The organism is Citrobacter sp. A316 (assembly GCF_002042945.1).
Classification (GTDB): domain Bacteria; phylum Pseudomonadota; class Gammaproteobacteria; order Enterobacterales; family Enterobacteriaceae; genus Citrobacter; species Citrobacter portucalensis.
Window position 1 is genome coordinate 151814 of sequence record NZ_MVFZ01000012.1, and the last position, 19432, is coordinate 171245.

Genomic DNA, 19432 nt, shown 5'->3' on the forward strand with positions numbered 1-19432 from the left:
AACGATTTTGACAGGCGGGAGGTCAATTTGATCCCGGACGTATCACAGGCGCTGGCCTGGCTGGAAAACCATCCTCAGGCGTTAAAGGGGATTCAACGTGGTCTGGAGCGCGAAACGCTGCGTGTTAATGCAGATGGGTCATTAGCAACGACAGGCCATCCTGAGGTGTTAGGCTCAGCGCTAACGCATAAGTGGATAACCACTGACTTTGCCGAAGCATTGCTGGAGTTCATTACTCCACCGGGTGACGACATTGAGAAAATGCTCACGTTCATGCGCGACTTACATCGTTATACCGCCAGAAACCTTGGCGACGAGCGTATGTGGCCGTTGAGCATGCCTTGCTATATTGCCGAGGGTCAGGATATCGAACTGGCGCAGTATGGTTCGTCGAATACCGGTCGCCTGAAGACGCTGTACCGTGAAGGCCTCAAAAACCGCTACGGCGCGTTGATGCAGACAATCTCGGGCGTACACTACAACTTCTCACTGCCTATGGCTTTCTGGCAGGCAAAATGCGGTGTAACCGAAGGTGAGGATGCTAAAGAGAAGATCTCCGCGGGCTACTTCCGTCTGATCCGCAACTACTACCGTTTTGGTTGGGTGATCCCGTATTTGTTTGGTGCCTCTCCGGCCATTTGTTCCTCATTCCTGCAAGGAAAACCGACAACTCTGCCGTTTGAAAAAACCGACTGTGGGATGTATTACCTGCCGTACGCAACGTCACTGCGTCTGAGTGATTTGGGCTATACCAATAAGTCGCAAAGCAATCTCGGAATTACGTTTAACGACTTGCATGAGTATGTGGCAGGATTAAAGCGCGCGATTAAGACGCCTTCCGAGGAGTACGCGGCGATCGGTCTGGAGAAAGACGGTAAGCGTCTGCAAATCAACAGCAACGTTCTGCAGATTGAAAATGAGCTGTATGCGCCTATTCGCCCGAAACGCGTCACTCGTCGTGGAGAAACGCCATCAGATGCGCTTCTGCGTGGCGGTATCGAGTACATCGAAGTACGCTCTCTGGATATCAACCCGTTCTCGCCGATCGGCGTGGACGAGCAGCAGGTGCGCTTCCTCGATCTGTTTATGGTCTGGTGTGCGCTGGCTGATGCCCCGGAAATGAGCAGCGACGAATTGCTGTGTACGCGTAAAAACTGGAATCGCGTGATTCTCGAAGGGCGTAAGCCTGGGCTGACGTTAGGTATTGGCTGTGAAACAGCCCAGTTCCCGCTGCCTAAGGTTGGGAAGGATTTGTTCCGCGATCTGAAACGCGTGGCACAAACGCTGGACAGCATCGATGGGGGAGAGGAGTATCAGAAGGTCTGTGATGAACTGGTTGCCTGTTTTGACAATCCTGAACTGACTTTCTCTGCCCGGATCCTACGGTCTATGATTGATGAAGGCATTGGCGGCACGGGCAAAGCGCTGGGTGAGGCTTACCGAAATCTGCTGCGTGAAGAGCCGTTAGAAATAGTGCAGGAAGCTGAATTTATTGCTGAAACTGAGGCTTCAAAGCGTCGTCAGCAGGAGATTGAAGCGGCTGATACTGAGCCGTTTAGCGTGTGGCTGGAAAAGCACGCTTGATACAAAAGAAAAAGGCCACTCGGGAGTGGCCAAAATTTCATCTCTGAAAACAGGGATGATGATAACAAATGCGCGTCTTTCATATACTCAGACTCGCCCCGGAACAAAGAGTTCAGATTATTTTTAAAAAATTTATCGGAGGTGGCTAAATGCCGTTGTTAGATAGTTTTACTGTCGATCACACCCGGATGGAAGCTCCCGCGGTCCGGGTTGCAAAAACGATGAACACCCCGCATGGCGACGCAATCACCGTGTTTGATCTGCGTTTCTGCATTCCGAACAAAGAAGTGATGCCTGAGAAAGGTATCCATACGCTGGAACACCTGTTTGCAGGTTTTATGCGTAATCACCTTAACGGTAACGGCGTTGAGATTATCGATATCTCTCCGATGGGATGCCGTACCGGCTTCTACATGAGCCTGATTGGTACGCCGGACGAACAGCGTGTAGCCGACGCGTGGAAAGCGGCAATGGCGGACGTGCTGAAAGTACAGGATCAGAACCAGATCCCGGAGCTGAACGTTTACCAGTGCGGTACGTATCAGATGCACTCTCTTAGCGAAGCACAGGATATCGCGCGTCATATTCTTGAGCATGATGTGCGTGTTAACAGCAATGAAGAGCTGGCGCTGCCGAAAGAGAAACTGCAGGAACTGCATATTTAGTTGTCATGCTGGATGGTGACGCTAACGCATCTAATCCAGCCGACAAATAATTAGCGCCATCCGGCATAAAAAAGCCAGTTCATTTGAACTGGCTTTTTTGATCAATGCGCGCCGCCACCACCGCCGCCCGCGCCGAAGGGCGGTTTGGCGAACCACACCAGGCCAAGCAGGACCAGGAAGATCCCCGCCGACATCCAGAAGATTTCGTTAGCGGAAATAATCAGCCCCTGATTGGTGATCTGCTGAGCTATCCAACCTGACGCCTGCTGGTGCGTCATCCCTAAATCCTGCAGCTTGTCGTACATAGCCTGTGCATTTGGGTTGTAGGGGTTAACAGATTCCGTTAGCTGAGCATGGTGCAGCGACTCGCGGTTCGTCCACATTGTCGTCGTAATTGATGTGCCAATGGAACCAGCCAGCGTTCGCGTAAAGTTCGACAAGCTGGATGCCGCCGCCAGACGCTCAGGCGGTAAACCGGACAGCGTAATGGTGGTTAGTGGCATAAAGAAGCAGGCTACCGCGAACCCCTGAATAAACTGCGGCCATGCCGATGCGCCAAAGTCCATACCCGGCTCGAACGTCCACGCACGCCAGTAGAAACAGACGGCATACATAATAAAACTGAACGTCACCAGCCGACGCATATCCAGCTTGTGTGCGAAGCGGCCGATAATCGGCGACAGGATCACCGGAATCACCCCAACCGGCGCTGACGCCAGGCCAGCCCAGGTTGCCGTATAGCCGTATACCTCCTGCAGCAGCTGCGGCAGCAGGACGATTGCGCCGAAGTAGAGCATATAGGCCAGACTGATACACAGACAGCCAATGGTAAAGTTGCGCGACTTAAACAGCGAAAGATCGACAATGGGGTGCTCGTCGGTAAGCTCCCAGACGATCAGGAAGCTGATAGCAACCACGGCGACCACCGTCAGGATGATAATCTCCTGCGAGGCGAACCAGTCCAGCTCTTTGCCGCGGTCGAGCATAATCTGCAAACTGCCGATACCGATGACCAGCAGTGCCAGACCAATGGCGTCAATACGCCGCTGCTCGGTTTTGGTCTCCCGACCGCGCAGGGTTTGCAGGGTCATCAATACCACCACAGCCCCGATTGGCACGTTGATAAAAAATATCCAGCCCCAGTGATAGTTGTCGCTGATATAGCCCCCAAGAATAGGACCACATATCGGGGCAACAATCACCGTCATCGACCATAGCGCGAGGGCGATGGAACGCTTGGCGGGTGGATAGTTATTCAGCAACAGGCTCTGTGACAGCGGAATTAAAGGACCGGCGACAATGCCCTGGATTACGCGGAAGAAAATCAGCATGTTCAGGCTGGTGGACATCCCGCATGCCCATGACGCAATGACGAAGGCGATAGTTGACCACATAAAGAGTCTTACTTCGCCAAAGCGTTTTGCCAGCCAGCCGGTGATCGGAATAGAGATAGCGTTCGCCACCCCGAATGAGGTGATCACCCAGGTTCCCTGGCTCAGCGAAGAGCCGAGGTTCCCGGCGATAGTGGGGATCGCCACGTTAGCAATGGTGGAGTCCAGCACCTGCATGAATGTCGCCAGGGACAGCGCGATCGTCATAATGACGAGCTGCGCGCCTTCCAGCGGTTTTTGCTGTTGCATCACACGCACCTTTGAATTAGCCCGCGTTGGCCCGCACGATCTCTTCGATCATCTTATTGACCGGAGCAAGGTCGATTTCACGTGCATTACTTTCTGCTACCGGTGTGGTACGAACCTGGCTTGCCAGAATTTTTCCGTCACGATTTGAGGTATCTACCGTAACCAGCGTAGACAAACCAATACGTAATGGATGCTGTGCCAGTTGCTGCGCATCCAGTTCGATACGTACCGGCAGACGCTGGACGACTTTGATCCAGTTACCGGTTGCGTTCTGTGCTGGCAGCAGGGAGAAGGCGCTGCCCGTACCCATATCAAGGCCGACAACTTTACCGGTATATTTCACGTCATCGCCATAAATATCGGTAACAACCGTCGCGGGTTGACCAATACGAATATGGGCCAGCTGTGTTTCTTTGAAGTTGGCATCTACCCATAGGTTAGTGGCCGGAACAACCGCCATCAGCGGCGTGGTTGGGCTAATTTGCGCACCAGGCTGTACGGCGCGACGGGATACATAACCGGTCATTGGGCTGACGATTCTGGTACGTTCCAGCGCCAGCCAGGCATCGCGCACTTCGGTGGCGGCTTGTTGGACGGCGGGTTGATCTTCCAGCTTGCTACCGAGAATCATTGCCTGGTTAGCATTATATTGTTGGATTGCAACATCAAGCTGCGCCTGAGCGCTGGCAACGGCATCACGCGCGTGTTGCAGCTCTTCGCGGCCAATCAGGTTGGCATTGCCCAGCGGGACGCGGCGATTAAAGTCGCTTTGTGCCTGCGCCAGCGCGGTTCTTTGCACTTCAATGCTAGCCTGTAACTGCTTGCTGTTGATCATCAACTGGTGCGTCTGACGCACGCTGGAGGCCAATGCAGTTTTGGCTTTTTCAAATGCCTGCTTTGCGTCTGTCTGGTCGAGGGTGACCAGCACATCGCCTTGTTTTACAAAGTCAGTGTTATCAGCCCAGACTTTCGTCACGCTGCCTGATACCTGAGCCATGATTTGAACCTGGTTCCCTGCCACGTACGCATCGTCTGTCTCTTCGACATGACGAAGTACTAAAAACCAATAAATCCCATATGCCACGGCAATGATAATAAAGAGCAAGGTCAGAAGGAGCAGCATACTTTTACGTTTGCCATTCTTCTTGACCGGTTGCTGCGGGGTTTGAGTCTCCGCATTTGCGCTCATGTTGTTCTCCACGATCTTATTTTTTTCGCATCGGCTGAGCCGACCTGTTTATCAGACAGGCCAGCAGTATGCGTGCTGGCCTGTCGGTTTTTTCATTTATAAATCTGGATTTCTGAGCGAGTCGGCGCGTTAGCGCAGCGCTTCTAACACCGCGCCATCCTGCTCCATCTGATCAAGACGGGTCAGAAGTTTACGGGTAATTTGCTCAAGCTGATCTTTTTCGGTGGTGCTAAGAGACGACCAGAGTTGATGCAGGCAGTTATGCTGAGGCGGCAACACCTCTTGCAAAAATGCATGGCCTTTCTCGGTCAATTGCAGATGCAGACAGCGGCGATCGTTATCGCTTTCGCGACGTTCGATCCAGCCACGTTTTTCTAACTCATCCGCGATGCGGGTAGCGTTAGTACGCGACGAGCCAAGCGCACAACTCAGTTCAGAAGGCTGAATACTGTGGTTTTCCTGAGACTCCAGCGTAATCAACGCCATAAACAACGTCTCGTTAATCCCTTGAGCCTTCAGCATCTTATTGCGGTTTTCCAGCAGCTTGCCCTGCATGTGCATGCATAGACGAGTCAGAAGCACTTCCTGATAAGGGAACTCTTCGTAGCGGCTGGCGCGAAATTTTAGCATTTGTTCAATGGGCGTAAACGAACTATCCATTTGGGTATAACCTCATTAATTTCAGCCGATATAGTAACGACAGTGACAAATAAAGTAAATGTATTATTTATTTAAAATGATTGTTTTTATCTATAAGACAACCAGCATTTTCCAGGCTAATCCATAGCCCAGAGCACTCAGTAACGTTGGAATGATGATGCTGCGGGTCTTATAGAAGCTTGCACCCAGTATGACAAACCCCACCAGAGTAGGCACGAACCGACGAGCGTCGTGCATCACTTCTGGCGCTGTAGACACCACCAGCAGGGCGCAAATTGATGTAATGCCAATAGTGTCGAGTAATATGCCCGTCGCGCCGCGCTTGGTCGGGCGAACATTGCCGACCCCAAGACGGAGCGGCAAATAGCGAAAACAGTAATTAACGCAGCCGACCAACAGGCCAAGCAGCAGAACCTCATAGCTCATCAGGACCTCCCTGCCAAAATGACTGGATGAGCGCCGTCAGGCATCCACAGACAATACCTGAAAGGATAGCGGCAGGGATGGAAAACAGCATCACGCCAGCCAGCGCCCCGGCCAGGGCCGCTGTCACGCAGAGCGCTTGTTTACGTTGGAATGACGCGAGCAGGAAGCTCATAAACAGCGCCGGGAGCATGAAGCCCAGTGCCGCTTCAACCGCCGGGTAATCCTTGAGTAAACCACTGCCGGAAAACGCGCCGATCACCGTACCAATCACCCAGGAGGCCCAGGAGCACAGTGCGATGCCGATCATCCAGTTTTCACTCCAGCGCCGGTTATCCCGTACCAGCTTTGCCGTTGCGGCGGCAAAGACCTCATCGGTAAGGCCAAAGGCCCACAGCGCGCTTTTGGGTTTACTCAGTCGCTGGGCGATCCGACTACGCAGGGAAGGGCCGTACAAAACATGACGGACATCCATGGCCATGACGGTCAGCGCGGCGACCCACAGCGAACTGCCTGCGGCGAGCATGGTGGTAATGACAAACTGGCTGGCCCCCGCATAGATAATGCAGGAGAAAAAGACGCTTTCAACCGGCGTGAAGCCAAGGCGAGTGGCATTGAGACCAAATGCAAAAGCGACCGGAATATAGCTGATGACTATTGGCAGGCTGTCTTTGAATCCTTCCGTTAATGTTGCCGAACTGGATTCAGACTGAGGTACAGGGTGTTCCATAGGGTTATAGGTTTCATTACCGAAATTAATATAACTTGGTTCAATGAGTTATAACCTTAGCAGACTGATGGGCTCCTTAACACCCTGTGGAGCCCAATCAGCGGTAAACATGCGCTATACGCTTAATTTACGGCTTCCTGACGGTGAAAACCTCGCCACCAGACCAACAGGTTGAGTATGGCAACGGTCGTACCAGCCAGGCAAACGCCAGCCCACCCGGCATGCTGCCAGGCGGAGGCTGAAATCAGTGAACCTGCCGCTCCGCCAATAAAATAGCTGGTCATGTATCCGGCGGTCAGGCGATTACGCGCGTCAGGATGAATACGGTAGATCACCGTCTGGTTGGTGATGTGTACTCCCTGAACGGTGAGGTCCAGCACCAGAATACCGATAATCAGCATGGGGACTGAAGCGTGCCCAAGCCAAATAGCAAGCCAGGAGAGCAGCAGTAATAGCAGCCCCATAGTTGTGGTCAGGTGGGATTTACCCTTATCGGCAAAACCGCCTGCCGGACGTGCACCTAACGCCCCTGCGGCACCCGCCAGACCAAACAGACCAATCATTCCTTCCGAATAGTTAAACGGCGGAGCGGCGAGCAAAAACGCCATCGAGGTCCACAGAATACTGAAATTGGCAAACGTCAGGCAGCCCAGCATCGCGCGGGTACGCAGCAATTTATCGTGAATAAACAGGCTGAATACGGAGCCTAACAGCTGCGGATAGTTAAGATGAGTATCGGATTTCATCTTCGGCAGGCCGCGCCACAGTGCAACCGCCATCAGCGCCATTAATACCGATGCCACCCAAAATACGGTGCGCCAGCCGCCAAGGTTCGCCAGTAATCCTGCCACGGTGCGCGCCAGCAGAATACCCAGTAGCAGGCCGCTCATAATCGTACCGACGACCTTCCCGCGCTTGTCCGGTGTGGCAAGCGTTGCCGCCAGCGGAACCAAAATCTGTGCCACTACCGAGAACAGCCCGGTTAGGGCAGTACCGAGAATCAGCATACCCAGCGACTGGCTGCTGGCGGTGATCAGCATGCCGCCAGCCGCGAGCAACGTCATGGAGACAATCAGCATCCGGCGTTCAAACATATCACCGAGCGGTACTAAAAACAGCAGGCCGGCGGCGTAGCCGAGCTGGGCCGCGGTGACGATAAACCCGGCGGTACTGGCAGATAGCGAAAAGTTACGCGCAATGGTGTCGAGCAACGGCTGCGCATAATAGTTACTGGCGACGGCGAGGCCGGTGGCGATAGACATTAACAGGATCAGCGAAGGGCTAAGTCCCTGAGTGGTTTTCGTCATTGTTTTCAACTGAGTAATGGGTTGCAGAAAACAATCATAACGGAAGTGATTAAATGTTGCTGATTTGTTGGGTGATGGATTGTGCGGTTTAGGTGAGATAGAGGGAGGTAGACCGGATAGGACACATCGCGCCACCATCCGGTATTGGTATAGTTACAGTGCCTGATGAGACTACGCTCATCAGGCCTGCGAGTCGGTTATTTCTGCGCAGCCAGCGCTTCGTTCACCCAGCCGTCAAACTGCTGCTGGTGGGCTTTGATCCAGCCGTCAACGTGACCCTGCACGTCGGCTTCAGACGCTTTCCCGTCGTGCATCATCGCGTTCTGCGCGTTGATATCCGCCAGCGGCAGCTTCATGATGGCAAACAGTTTCGCCGCAGCCGGGTTTTTCTCCGCCCAGGCTTTATTGGCGACAATATGCATAGTGTTCACCGGGAAGCCGTAGTTGGCGCCGTTTGGCAGTTTGGTATCAATATCTTTCTGCTCGCCTGGCAGGGAAGAGAACGGCACCTGTAGCCAGACCACATCTTTACCAGGTTTCATTACATCGCTCACCCAGTACGGTGTCCAGGTGTAGTAAAGAATGGGTTTACCTTCTTTGAAGCGGGTAATGGTGTCAGCCATCATCGCCGCATAGTTACCGTGGCTGACCTCGACGGTTTTTTCCAGATCGAAAGCTTTGTTCTGGTGGTTGATTACTGCTTCACAACCCCAGCCCGGTGAACAGCCCATCATATCGGCTTTTCCGTCACCGTTGGTGTCAAAGATTTTGGCGATCTTCGGATCTTTTAACTGGGCGATATTGGTGATTTTGTACTGCTCAGCGGTTTTTTTGTCGATCAGATAACCCTGTGCGGCACCCGTAACGAATACCCCCTCGCGATAAAACTTTTTGTCTCCGCCCGCCGCGGCGTACATATCATCATGCAGCGGCTGCCAGTTCACGGCGGTAAAAGTTGCATCGCCAGAGGCAATGGAGGTATAGCCGACGTTGTAGTCAACTTCGCTGGTTTTGTTAACGGTGTAACCCAGTTTCTCCAGCGCACGGGCGACTAACTGCGTCTGGAAGGATTCTTCAGAGATTGTACTCTGGATTGGCTGTACGGTGATGCCTTTGCCCGGCAGGTCGGCAGCGAAAGTGCTGGTGGAGACAAGGGTGGCAAACGCTGTGGCAATAATAAATTTCTGTCGCATCGTTGTTCCTTATTACACTTCATCCTTCAAGCGGCCTCTTTGTTGGCTGCACTCATGCACCCCAGTCACGTACTACTTGTACGCTCCTGGAGATACATTCGTTTGCCGCCGCGATGCAACTTGAATGATTTTGTGTAAGCTAATGAATTGTAAGCCCGGTAGGCATGCGCCACCGGGCAATGGGTGAATTACTTCGTGAATGGGCGAGTGATAAGCCCAACGGGACCGGTGGTGTACCAGCGACGGTTGCCACGACTACGTGAGTCGCGACCAACGGCCTGCGTCAGGCGGTCGAGAATGATGGCGAGGATCACAATCCCAACTCCGCCGACGGTGGCAAGCCCCATATCCAGACGACCGATTCCACGCAGAACCATCTGACCCAATCCGCCGACGGCAATCATCGACGCGATGACGACCATTGAGAGCGCCAGCATCAGCGTCTGGTTAACCCCGGCCATAATGGTGGGCATTGCCAGCGGGAGCTGCACTTTAAACAGCATCTGACGCGGGCTGGCACCAAACGAGCGCGAAGCTTCAATCAGATCGGCTGGCACCTGGTTAATCCCCAGAATAGTCAGACGCACGATTGGCGGCAGGGCGAAGATAATCGTCACCACTACGCCCGGGACGTTACCAATACCAAACAGCATGACAATCGGCACCAGATAGACAAACGCGGGCGTGGTTTGCATGGCGTCCAGAAGCGGGCGAACAATTTTTGCTGCTCGTGGACTGCGCGCCAACCAGATCCCCATCGGCAGACCGATCACCACGCAGAACAGCAACGCGGTCAACACCAGCGCCAGGGTTATCATGGCCTGCGACCACGCGCCGATGGCACCGATGGCAATCAAGGAAATCAGCGTAGCAACGCCCATCCCAACGCCGGAAATCTGCCAGGCAATCAGCGCGAACAGGATAATCGCCACCGGGGCTGGCATACCTAACAGCAGCTGTTGAAAGCCGTTAAGAATGTAATCCACCGGGACACGAATGCCCTGGAAGACAGGACGGAAATGGGTAACGACCCAGTCGATCCCCTCGGTGACCCAACTGTCCAGCGGGATCAGCGTTTTATGGAACGGATCCATAATATTGAAATGCTCTGGTGCCGGCGCGGGTGCGCTGGTCAGCCAGTCCGCGCCACCGCCGTCAGTGGGCGCGCCTGACGGCGTACTCCAGGCGTCGGCATTTTGTGCGGCACTGTCGGCCGCTGGTGTGGTGTCCCACGGATTAGTTTGATCAGCCATTGTTTACCCCCTCACGATCTAAAGCTTGTAACAGCATGCGTTTTGAAATGATGCCCACATACTGCTGTTCCTCATCTACAACCGGCACCGCGCACGGGGCCTGGCCGACATGAGAAAGCAACTCGCTGAGAGGAGTTTGTGCATCAACGGCTAACGGCTCATCGATCAATGCCGCTTCAATACCTTGCGCCTGACTTAATGCTGTTTTTAATGAGTCGATAGAAACAATGCCAACGAATTTATTGCCACGTTCAATCACGTAACCATATTCGCGATCTTTGTCCTGCAATAATTGCAGCGCCGAACGTGGACCCACCCCGGGGTTTTTACGAATTAAACCTTCGGGACTACGGCGTGAAATATCTTTCGCGCTAAAGACCTGGCTAATATCAACGCCACGGAAGAAGGTGCGTACATAATCGTTGGCCGGATTATTCAGGATTTCATCCGGCGTACCGACCTGGACCACTTCACCGTTTTGCATAATGGCAATTCTGTCGCCAATGCGCATGGCTTCATCGAGGTCATGGGAAATAAAGACTACGGTACGTTGATGTTTCGCCTGTAGCTTTACCAGCTCATCCTGCATCTCGGTACGAATTAACGGATCGAGGGCTGAGAAGGCCTCATCCATTAATAAGATGTCAGGGTTAATGGCTAATGCGCGGGCGAGGCCTACACGCTGGCGCATCCCCCCGGAAAGTTCATCCGGGTATCCGTGAGCATAATTCTCCAGACCAACCTGACGCAGCGCATCTAACGCTTTTTCACGACGTTCATCCGCACCAACACCGGCTAATTCCATGCCGAATGCCGTATTGTCCAGGACCGTCATGTGTGGCATCAGGGCAAAGGACTGGAACACCATCGCAATCTTTTTTCTGCGCACCTCGCGAAGCTCAGCATCGGATATCCGGGCGATGTCTACGCCGTCAATCAATACCTGCCCGCGGGTGGGTTCAATCAGGCGATTGAGAAGGCGTACCATTGTGGATTTACCCGAACCGGATAATCCCATGATGACAAATATCTCGCCTTCTTCAATGGCCAGACTGGCGTTTTTAACGCCAAGCGATAGCCCCGTTTTATCCAGAATCTGCTCTTTTGAAAGTCCTTTTTCAATATATTTGAAGGCTCTCTGGGGATGCTCTCCAAATATCTTATAGAGATTTTTAACTTCTAATTTAATTGCCATGCAATAGAATGATTCCTGTTATTTGTTTATATCGATATATTACCTGATGGAAATAGTGACCTTTTTCTACCCTAACATACTGAGAATCTGAGACAACCCTGAATTTGGTTGTGGCATGAATATTGCCAAAGGCCAGATGGCGGGACTTCCCGTGATATAAGGGCTGAGCGCGAATGTGAACCGGTTAATATTTTTTGTAAATGCCAATGAAAAATCGCCTGAATTGCTGGAATGCAGGCGAATAATGCGGCTGATATTGAGTGTAGATCACACAATTATATTTGCACGACAAAAGTGTGATCCTGTTAAAATATTTCCGTGAAAAATGTACGGTATTTCCCGTGAAAATGAGTGCTAGAAATTCCAGTCGTCATCTTCAGTTTCGACCGCTTTTCCCATCACATAAGATGAGCCGGAACCCGAGAAGAAATCGTGGTTTTCGTCAGCGTTGGGCGACAGCGCGGCAAGGATTGCCGGGTTAACCTCCGCCATTTCAGGCGGGAATAGCGCCTCATATCCCAAATTCATTAATGCCTTATTGGCGTTGTAACAAAGGAAGGCCTTGACGTCATCCACCCAGCCGGTTTCTGCATACAACTCTTCCGTATAACGCGCTTCGTTATCATACAATTCCATCAACAGGTCAAAGGCAAAATTCTTTAACTCCTCGCGTGCGGATTCGGAAATATGCTCCAGACCTTTTTGATATTTATAACCAATGTAATACCCATGAACCGCTTCATCACGAATGATCAGACGAATGAGATCGGCGGTATTGGTCAATTTGCCGCGGCTGGAAAAATACATCGGTAACCAGAAGCCAGAATAGAAGAGGAAGGATTCCAGAAACACGCTGGCTATTTTTTTCTTCAACGGTTCGTCGCTGGCGTAATGTGCCAAAACGATCTGCGCTTTGCGCTGGAGTGAGGTATTTTCTTCACTCCAGGCGTAGGCTGCATCCACGTCTTTGGTCTGGCAAAGGGTGGAGAATATAGAGCTGTATGAACGGGCGTGCACCGCCTCCATAAAGCTGATATTCGACAGCACCGCCTCTTCATGCGGCGTTAACGAATCAGCCATTAGCGCTGGTGCTCCGGCAACATTCTGAATGGTGTCGAGCAGCGTCAGTCCGGTAAAAACGCGGATTGTTAACTGCTGTTCGGCAGTATTCAACGTTTGCCAGGCCGGAATGTCATTGGAGAGCGGGACCTTTTCCGGGAGCCAGAAGTTACTGGTCAGACGGTTCCATACCTCAAGATCTTTATCATCCTCAATCTTGTTCCAGTTGATGGCGCTCACGCGGGATAATGTCATTTTCTCCTCCTTACAGCGCGCATGACACGCAGCCTTCGATTTCGGTGCCTTCCAGCGCCAGCTGGCGTAGTCGGATGTAGTACAGGGATTTGATGCCCTTACGCCAGGCGTAAATCTGCGCTTTATTGATATCGCGCGTGGTGGCGGTATCGGGGAAAAAGAGCGTCAGTGAAAGCCCCTGATCGACATGGCGCGTTGCTTCTGCGTAGGTATCAATGATTTTTTGTGGACCAATCTCGTAGGCATCCTGATACAAGGCCAGATTCTCATTGGTCATAAACGGGGCAGGGTAGTAAACGCGCCCGGTTTTGCCCTCTTTGCGAATCTCCACTTTCGACACGATCGGGTGAATGCTTGACGTGGCATGATTGATGTAAGAGATAGAACCGGTGGGGGGAACCGCCTGTAAATTCTGGTTATAAATGCCGTAGCGCATCACATCTTCACGCAGCTGTGACCACATCTCGCGCGTCGGCAGCGTAATGCCGCTGGCGGCAAACAGGACGCGAACCTTGTCGGTTTTTGGCTGCCAGTCGCCCTGCAGATACTGGTTAAAATACTCACCACTGGCGTAGCGCGACTGTTTGAATCCGGCAAAGGTTTGGCCGCGCTCGCGGGCGATCTTCATTGACGTATTCAGCGCATGCCAGGTGATGGTATAGAAATAGAGATTGGTAAAATCCAGCCCTTCCGGTGAACCGTAGGCGATCCCTTCCCGCGCCAGATACCCGTGCAGATTCATCTGCCCAAGACCAATTGCGTGCGATGCGTTGTTCCCGGCCTCAATCGAGGGCACGCTGCGGATATGGCTCATGTCCGAAACGGCGGTTAAGCCACGAACCGCCGTTTCCACGGTACGACCAAAATCGGGTGAATCCATGGTATGGGCAATGTTCAACGAGCCGAGATTGCAGGAAATATCGTGCCCGGTCTGCGCGTAATTGAGATTTTCATCGTAGGTGGAGGCACTGTTAACCTGCAAAATCTCCGAGCACAGGTTGCTCATATTGATCCGACCGGCAATCGGATTGGTGCGATTCACCGTATCTTCAAACATGATGTAAGGATAGCCAGACTCAAACTGGATCTCGGCCAGCCGCTGGAAGAAATCGCGGGCGTTAATGAATTTTTTGCGCACACGTTCGTCGGCAACCAGTTCGTCATACCGCTCGCTCACGGCGATATCACCGAATGGTTTGCCGTAAATCCGTTCCACGTCATACGGTGAGAACAGCGCCATTTGGGCATTTTCTTTCGCCAGTTGAAAGGTAATATCCGGGATCACCACGCCAAGCGAGAGCGTTTTGATGCGGATTTTCTCGTCGGCGTTTTCGCGCTTCGTATCGAGAAAACGTAAAATATCCGGATGGTGTGCGTGCAGATATACCGCCCCCGCACCCTGACGTGCCCCGAGTTGATTCGCATAAGAAAACGCATCTTCCAGCATTTTCATTACCGGGATCACCCCAGAGGACTGGTTCTCAATGCGTTTAATGGGCGCACCAGCCTCGCGCAGGTTGGAGAGCAAAAATGCCACGCCGCCGCCGCGTTTGGATAGCTGAAGTGCGGAGTTGACCGCCCGACCAATAGACTCCATGTTGTCTTCAATACGCAACAGGAAGCAGGAGACCAGCTCACCGCGTTGCTGTTTGCCGCAGTTTAAAAAGGTTGGTGTGGCGGGCTGAAAGCGCCCGGAGAGCATTTCATCGGTCAGCTGCATCGCGAGCATTTCATCGCCCTGCGCCAGCGTGAGCGCCACCATCGTGATCCGATCCTCAAAGTCTTCGAGATAGCGCTTACCGTCGAACGTTTTCAGCGTATAGCTGGTGTAGAACTTCCATGCGCCGAGGAACGTCTGGAAACGGAATCCGCTGGCGTGGGCGTGAGCGAATAGCTTCAGCACGAACGCGCGATCGTAGCGGGCTAAGACGCTGGCATCGTAATAGCCTTCATCCACCAACGTTTCCAGGCGCTCCTGCTGGCTGGCAAACGTTACCGAGTTGGGGCGGACGTGGGCGGCAAAGAAAGCCTCCACCGCCTGATGATCTTTGTCGAATTGAATGCGCCCGGCTTTATCGTACAGATTCAGCATGGCGTTCAGGGCGTGATAATCCAGCGTTGGCTGCATTACACGTTCTGCGGTTGTCGTTGCCAAAATTCGCTCACTCCTTTTCGAACGTTGTCGATATCGCTTTGGGTGCCCATCAGCTCAAAGCGATAGAGCCACGGCACGCCGCATTTTTGTGAGATGACATCACCCGCGCGACCGTAGGCGTCACCGAAATTACGATTGCCGGAGGCGATCACTCCACGGATTAACGCCCGGTTGTGCGTATCGTTTAAAAAGCGGATCACCTGTCTTGGGACCGCGCCAGCAGTGCCGCCGCCGCCGTAGGACGGCACGATTAATAGGTAAGGTTCGTCTACCCGGATCCGCTCGCGTTCGTTAAGCGGAATGCGGATGGCAGGCAGCCCCAGACGCAGAATAAAGCGGTGCGTATTTTCGGAGCTGCTGGAGAAGTAGACGAGCTGGCTCATGCGCTGGCCACACGGTGTTCCGGATGCAGACGGTTGATCATGTCCGGGCGAAACCCTGACCAACTGGTTTCACCCGCGACCACGACCGGTAACTGGCGAAACCCTTGATCGCGCAGGCTATCAGCCAAATCGGGCTGTAAATCGACATTTACCATCTCAAAGTCAAACCCACGGCTTTCCATTGCCCGTTTGGTGGCATGGCATTGAACACAGTTATTGCGAGTGTAAATAATAATACGCATGATTCGTATTTCCATTTAAAAATAAAAGATCGGCGCGATAGAGAGCGTCGGGTTGTGTGTGTCCTGATAGGAAAGATACTAGATGTAGTTTTAAAAAGATTCAACCATACAAGATATGGGAATTTTAGATTGATGATGGGCAGGGTAATGAGCGTGGCGGGGGAAGGCTAACGGGGGGTTATAAATTGCCCGATGGCGCTAAGCTTATCAGGCCTACGGGCAACAGGAGAGCACAACGTAGGCCGGATAAGGCATTATGCCGCCATCCGGCAGCGCAGAATCACATGCGCATCCCCACCGCCAGGCGGTTGAAGCAGTTCATCAGGCTAATGGCAAATGTCAGGTCGCTAATCTCTTTCGCGCTGAAATGGTCGAGCAGCGGCAGATAAACGTCATCTTCGGCGTGAGTAGTGGCAATTTGGGTGACCGATTCGGCCCACGCCAGCGCTGCACGTTCCTGCTCGCTGAAATGGTGACTCACTCGCCAGCCTGCCAGTGCATCCAATTTGGCCTGCGCAACACCTGATTTTCGCAGTGCTTTACTGTGCATTTCCAGACAAAAGGCGCAGCCGTTGATTTGCGAGACCCGCAGGTAAATCAGTTCCGTCAACGTAGGTTCCAGCGCGCAGTTTTCCAGCGCTTGGCTTGCCTGAACCAGAGCGTTATAGATTTCAGGACTGAGTTCGTAATAGGGCTGGCGTAACATTGTCATGGTATTTCTCCTCGTTTGGATGACCCGCAATGTAGCACTATAATGGACTGCAACAGAGAGCCATATTGTTATCAAAAAAGCAGACCATAAATGCCGCGCTATCAGCAAATCGCTCGTCAGTTAAAAAACGCAATTGAGAAAGGCGAACTCAAGCCCGGTACCAGATTGCCCTCCAGTCGGACCTGGGCCCAGGAGCTGGGAGTATCACGCTCGACGGTGGAAAATGCCTATGCAGAGCTGGTGGCGCAGGGCTGGCTCGCGCGGCGTGGACAGGCAGGAACGTTTGTCAGTGAGCAACTGCGACCAGAAAGGGCGCCTGCATCTCCTGCCATCTTCGCCGGAGAAAATCCCAGACCACAACCTTTTCAGATGGGATTACCCGCACTCGATCTTTTTCCGCGCGAAGTCTGGGCGCGGGTGATGGGACGGCGTTTACGCACCCAAACGCGTTTTGATCTGGCGGTGGGTGATGTGTGTGGCGAACGGGTGTTACGCCAGGCAATTGTTGATTACCTGCGCGTTTCACGCAGCATTGAATGCCAGCCAGAGCAGATTTTTATCACTTCAGGCTATGCGGCATCAATGACGTTAATCCTGCGCGCTCTGGCGCATCCCGGTGAGGGAATGTGGGTCGAAGATCCCGGTTTTCCGCTGATCCGGCCCGTGGTGGCTCAGGAACGCATTGAGTTGATGCCGGTAGCGGTGGATGCCGATGGTCTGGATGTCAGCGCCGGGATCCGCGACTACCCGCAGGCGCGTTTTGTACTGCTCACTCCCGCACATCAAAGTCCGCTGGGGGTAGCACTGTCTTTGGACCGTCGCCACCAGTTGCTGGAGTGGGCGACTCGCGCGCAGGCGTGGGTAATCGAAGATGACTATGACAGTGAATTTCGCTACCACGGTAAGCCGTTACCGCCGCTAAAAAGTCTGGATGCGCCCCAGCGGGTGATTTATGCCGGAACGTTCAGCAAATCGATGTTTCCGGCTTTGCGCACGGCGTGGCTGGTGGTGCCCCTGACTCAGGTCGAACATTTTCGCCAGCAGGCGGCGCTAACGGCCTGTAGCGTTCCGGTTTTATGGCAGCAAACGCTGGCAGATTTTATGCAAGATGGCCACTTCTGGCGGCACTTAAAACGCATGCGCCAGCAATATGCTCTGCGACGTCAATGGATGGAAAATGCTCTGACCGAACAAGGATTTAGCGTTATTCCTCAGGAAGGTGGGATTCAACTGGTAATGAGTGTAGACGGAGATGATGTTGCGCTGGTGCGCAAAGCGAATCAGGCTGGACTGGCGGTTCAGGCGTTAAGCCACTGGCGAATAACTTCAGCAGGAAAGGGAGGAATATTGCTGTCGTTTACCAACATTAGCTCGCTGGAAATGGCGCAGCAGGCGGCATATCAGCTGCGGCTGGCACTGGCCTGAATCAGCACGGTTCTTAAGATATTCGTCCCACCATCGCCACTCGTTTATGGACTTTTCTGAAAGCGTTGCTAATGCTGAATCAGGTAAGGTAAGCCCGCAGTAAAAGATAACGAGGAAAATAATATGTATTTACGACCTGATGAGGTGGCGCGCGTACTTGAAAAAGTGGGCTTTACCGTTGATGTAGTGACGCAGAAAACGTACGGCTATCGTCGTGGCGAAAATTATGTGTACGTTAACCGTGAAGCACGCATGGGACGTACCGCATTAATTATCCACCCCACGCTAAAAGAGCGCAGTTCTTCGCTGGCGGAACCGGCAACGGATATTAAAACCTGCGATCATTACCAGCAATTCCCGCTGTATTTAGCCGGAGATACTCATGAGCATTATGGTATTCCGCACGGCTTTAGCTCGCGTATTGCGCTTGAGCGTTATCTGAGCGGGTTGTTTGGCGACGTTAGTTCTAACTAATAACGCGACTGGCAGTGCCAGTCGCGAAGAAGCGTGTCAGGCTTTAGCCTGATGATAGCTACTGACCTTAAACAAGCGGCGGCAATAATCAAGAAAGTAGCCATAGACAGCGCCCATCAGCATTGATACCACGATGTTCGAACTTACTGCAGCCGTAATCTGGTGCCAGTCTGCGCCAACCGTCAACAGAATAATCACATATACCGGCGACTGGAAGGTGACGTAAGCCAACACGTCTGCCAGGTTTTTGCCCCATCCTGCCTGCGTGGCTTTCCGCGCCGCGCGCATGAACAAATCACGGTACATGCCGTATGGCCACGCGATCAGTATGTTGACAGGGATAGCGACTAATCTGGAATACAGCGACTGTTCGAAGCTCATTCCAGAAAGGAATATTTCGATCAACATGTTCACGACAGAACAATAAACAACCATCGCGAACGTGTCTGCTACTGCATGACGCAAGCGTGACTGCGGAGAGAACATGTTAATGCTCCTTGTAAAAAGGGGAAAAAAGGTTTTGAATACCTTAACTGCTAGTGATTTGTCTTGATGCTTTCGCGTTTTAATAGGATATATGCCTGGATAATAACTAGCAACTAGCTTAAAATTTTTATTTATTGCCTTTTTGTCGATAAAATGCTCTGTAGTGGTTTGTTTTTTGTTCGTTTTGGTGTTTTCGTTGCTGCGTTGATTAAAATCTTTTTAGATCAAAGAGTTATTGTTGCTTGTTTTTCTGAATTTTTTGCGCTCCTTTTCTGAATGTTGACTGATGTGCAATATGTATACTCGTTGGTTCCACGCGATGATGTGGCCTGTTTCTTAAGTGACGCGCTGAGATACCTTGCAGGTATATTCAAAGCTGCAATCAGGGTAATAGAATATATT

At 52.4% G+C, this 19432-nt stretch carries 19 protein-coding genes; 4 read left to right on the forward strand and 15 right to left on the reverse strand.

Annotated features, from left to right (window positions below):
- Positions 1–27: 27 nt before the first annotated feature.
- Both gshA and luxS read left to right on the forward strand, forming a co-directional pair.
- Entirely contained in the window at positions 28–1584 is a 1557-nt protein-coding gene (gene gshA / locus BZK41_RS15950; protein ID WP_008785615.1) for a glutamate--cysteine ligase, read from the forward strand.
- A gap of 149 nt (positions 1585–1733) precedes the next feature.
- Complete coding sequence (gene luxS, locus BZK41_RS15955; RefSeq protein WP_016154160.1) at positions 1734–2249, forward strand: S-ribosylhomocysteine lyase; 516 nt, start codon at positions 1734–1736, stop codon at positions 2247–2249.
- A gap of 101 nt (positions 2250–2350) precedes the next feature.
- Here luxS and emrB read toward each other — a convergent pair whose 3' ends face one another.
- The 14 genes from emrB to BZK41_RS16030 form a co-directional block, all read right to left on the reverse strand.
- Positions 2351–3889 carry a multidrug efflux MFS transporter permease subunit EmrB gene (gene emrB, locus BZK41_RS15960; RefSeq protein WP_003825966.1) on the reverse strand — a complete coding sequence of 513 codons (1539 nt, stop codon included), beginning with the start codon at positions 3887–3889 and terminating at the stop codon, positions 2351–2353.
- A gap of 16 nt (positions 3890–3905) precedes the next feature.
- Entirely contained in the window at positions 3906–5078 is a 1173-nt protein-coding gene (gene emrA / locus BZK41_RS15965; protein WP_079938775.1) for a multidrug efflux MFS transporter periplasmic adaptor subunit EmrA, read from the reverse strand.
- Between the two features lie 129 nt (positions 5079–5207).
- Positions 5208–5738, reverse strand: a complete 531-nt coding sequence (emrR, locus tag BZK41_RS15970; RefSeq protein ID WP_003037300.1) for a multidrug efflux transporter EmrAB transcriptional repressor EmrR — start codon at positions 5736–5738, stop codon at positions 5208–5210.
- A 90-nt stretch (positions 5739–5828) separates the two neighbouring features.
- Entirely contained in the window at positions 5829–6164 is a 336-nt protein-coding gene (ygaH, locus tag BZK41_RS15975) for an L-valine transporter subunit YgaH (RefSeq protein WP_003037297.1), read from the reverse strand.
- On the reverse strand, positions 6154–6891 hold the full coding sequence (locus BZK41_RS15980; RefSeq protein ID WP_079938776.1) for an AzlC family ABC transporter permease: 738 nt from the start codon (positions 6889–6891) through the stop codon (positions 6154–6156). The genes ygaH and BZK41_RS15980 overlap by 11 nt, the downstream gene beginning before the upstream one ends.
- 122 nt (positions 6892–7013) lie before the next feature.
- Positions 7014–8198, reverse strand: a complete 1185-nt coding sequence (locus tag BZK41_RS15985) for an MFS transporter (protein WP_079938777.1) — start codon at positions 8196–8198, stop codon at positions 7014–7016.
- A gap of 197 nt (positions 8199–8395) precedes the next feature.
- Positions 8396–9391 (reverse strand): glycine betaine/L-proline ABC transporter substrate-binding protein ProX, encoded by a 996-nt coding sequence (proX, locus tag BZK41_RS15990; protein WP_079938778.1) that lies wholly within the window; start codon positions 9389–9391, stop codon positions 8396–8398.
- A 188-nt stretch (positions 9392–9579) separates the two neighbouring features.
- On the reverse strand, positions 9580–10644 hold the full coding sequence (gene proW, locus BZK41_RS15995; RefSeq protein ID WP_032944705.1) for a glycine betaine/L-proline ABC transporter permease ProW: 1065 nt from the start codon (positions 10642–10644) through the stop codon (positions 9580–9582).
- Positions 10637–11839 (reverse strand): glycine betaine/L-proline ABC transporter ATP-binding protein ProV, encoded by a 1203-nt coding sequence (gene proV / locus BZK41_RS16000; protein WP_079938779.1) that lies wholly within the window; start codon positions 11837–11839, stop codon positions 10637–10639. Before proV ends, proW begins: the two co-directional genes overlap by 8 nt.
- A 354-nt stretch (positions 11840–12193) precedes the next feature.
- A complete protein-coding gene (gene nrdF / locus BZK41_RS16010) occupies positions 12194–13153 on the reverse strand; it encodes a class 1b ribonucleoside-diphosphate reductase subunit beta (RefSeq protein ID WP_079938780.1) in 960 nt (319 codons plus the stop codon).
- A gap of 10 nt (positions 13154–13163) precedes the next feature.
- The gene (nrdE, locus tag BZK41_RS16015; RefSeq protein WP_079938781.1) at positions 13164–15308 is read right to left on the reverse strand and encodes a class 1b ribonucleoside-diphosphate reductase subunit alpha; all 2145 of its coding nucleotides are present in this window, start codon (positions 15306–15308) and stop codon (positions 13164–13166) included.
- A complete protein-coding gene (gene nrdI / locus BZK41_RS16020; RefSeq protein WP_079938782.1) occupies positions 15281–15691 on the reverse strand; it encodes a class Ib ribonucleoside-diphosphate reductase assembly flavoprotein NrdI in 411 nt (136 codons plus the stop codon). Before nrdI ends, nrdE begins: the two co-directional genes overlap by 28 nt.
- A complete protein-coding gene (gene nrdH, locus BZK41_RS16025) occupies positions 15688–15933 on the reverse strand; it encodes a glutaredoxin-like protein NrdH (protein ID WP_048236625.1) in 246 nt (81 codons plus the stop codon). Before nrdH ends, nrdI begins: the two co-directional genes overlap by 4 nt.
- A gap of 280 nt (positions 15934–16213) precedes the next feature.
- Positions 16214–16645 (reverse strand): carboxymuconolactone decarboxylase family protein, encoded by a 432-nt coding sequence (locus tag BZK41_RS16030; RefSeq protein ID WP_003825991.1) that lies wholly within the window; start codon positions 16643–16645, stop codon positions 16214–16216.
- Positions 16646–16735: 90 nt separating this feature from the next.
- Here BZK41_RS16030 and BZK41_RS16035 point away from each other — a divergent pair, with 90 nt between their 5' ends.
- Both BZK41_RS16035 and BZK41_RS16040 read left to right on the forward strand, forming a co-directional pair.
- Entirely contained in the window at positions 16736–18070 is a 1335-nt protein-coding gene (locus BZK41_RS16035; protein ID WP_079938783.1) for a PLP-dependent aminotransferase family protein, read from the forward strand.
- A gap of 123 nt (positions 18071–18193) precedes the next feature.
- Positions 18194–18544, forward strand: coding sequence for a DUF2002 family protein (locus BZK41_RS16040; protein WP_048212997.1), 351 nt, complete (start codon positions 18194–18196; stop codon positions 18542–18544).
- Between the two features lie 36 nt (positions 18545–18580).
- Here the strand turns inward: BZK41_RS16040 and alaE are convergent, their stop codons facing one another.
- On the reverse strand, positions 18581–19030 hold the full coding sequence (alaE, locus tag BZK41_RS16045) for an L-alanine exporter AlaE (protein WP_016154144.1): 450 nt from the start codon (positions 19028–19030) through the stop codon (positions 18581–18583).
- Positions 19031–19432 lie beyond the last annotated feature (402 nt).

Bases quoted from the DNA above. Each gene is read 5' to 3' on its own strand.
- luxS (WP_016154160.1), top strand. From the start codon at position 1,734: ATGCCGTTGTTAGATAGTTTTACTGTCGATCACACCCGGATGGAAGCT.
- emrB (WP_003825966.1), bottom strand. From the start codon at position 3,889: ATGCAACAGCAAAAACCGCTGGAAGGCGCGCAGCTCGTCATTATGACG.
- emrA (WP_079938775.1), bottom strand. From the start codon at position 5,078: ATGAGCGCAAATGCGGAGACTCAAACCCCGCAGCAACCGGTCAAGAAG.
- emrR (WP_003037300.1), bottom strand. From the start codon at position 5,738: ATGGATAGTTCGTTTACGCCCATTGAACAAATGCTAAAATTTCGCGCC.
- ygaH (WP_003037297.1), bottom strand. From the start codon at position 6,164: ATGAGCTATGAGGTTCTGCTGCTTGGCCTGTTGGTCGGCTGCGTTAAT.
- BZK41_RS15980 (WP_079938776.1), bottom strand. From the start codon at position 6,891: ATGGAACACCCTGTACCTCAGTCTGAATCCAGTTCGGCAACATTAACG.
- BZK41_RS15985 (WP_079938777.1), bottom strand. From the start codon at position 8,198: ATGACGAAAACCACTCAGGGACTTAGCCCTTCGCTGATCCTGTTAATG.
- proX (WP_079938778.1), bottom strand. From the start codon at position 9,391: ATGCGACAGAAATTTATTATTGCCACAGCGTTTGCCACCCTTGTCTCC.
- proW (WP_032944705.1), bottom strand. From the start codon at position 10,644: ATGGCTGATCAAACTAATCCGTGGGACACCACACCAGCGGCCGACAGT.
- proV (WP_079938779.1), bottom strand. From the start codon at position 11,839: ATGGCAATTAAATTAGAAGTTAAAAATCTCTATAAGATATTTGGAGAG.
- nrdF (WP_079938780.1), bottom strand. From the start codon at position 13,153: ATGACATTATCCCGCGTGAGCGCCATCAACTGGAACAAGATTGAGGAT.
- nrdI (WP_079938782.1), bottom strand. From the start codon at position 15,691: ATGAGCCAGCTCGTCTACTTCTCCAGCAGCTCCGAAAATACGCACCGC.
- nrdH (WP_048236625.1), bottom strand. From the start codon at position 15,933: ATGCGTATTATTATTTACACTCGCAATAACTGTGTTCAATGCCATGCC.
- BZK41_RS16030 (WP_003825991.1), bottom strand. From the start codon at position 16,645: ATGACAATGTTACGCCAGCCCTATTACGAACTCAGTCCTGAAATCTAT.
- BZK41_RS16035 (WP_079938783.1), top strand. From the start codon at position 16,736: ATGCCGCGCTATCAGCAAATCGCTCGTCAGTTAAAAAACGCAATTGAG.
- BZK41_RS16040 (WP_048212997.1), top strand. From the start codon at position 18,194: ATGTATTTACGACCTGATGAGGTGGCGCGCGTACTTGAAAAAGTGGGC.
- alaE (WP_016154144.1), bottom strand. From the start codon at position 19,030: ATGTTCTCTCCGCAGTCACGCTTGCGTCATGCAGTAGCAGACACGTTC.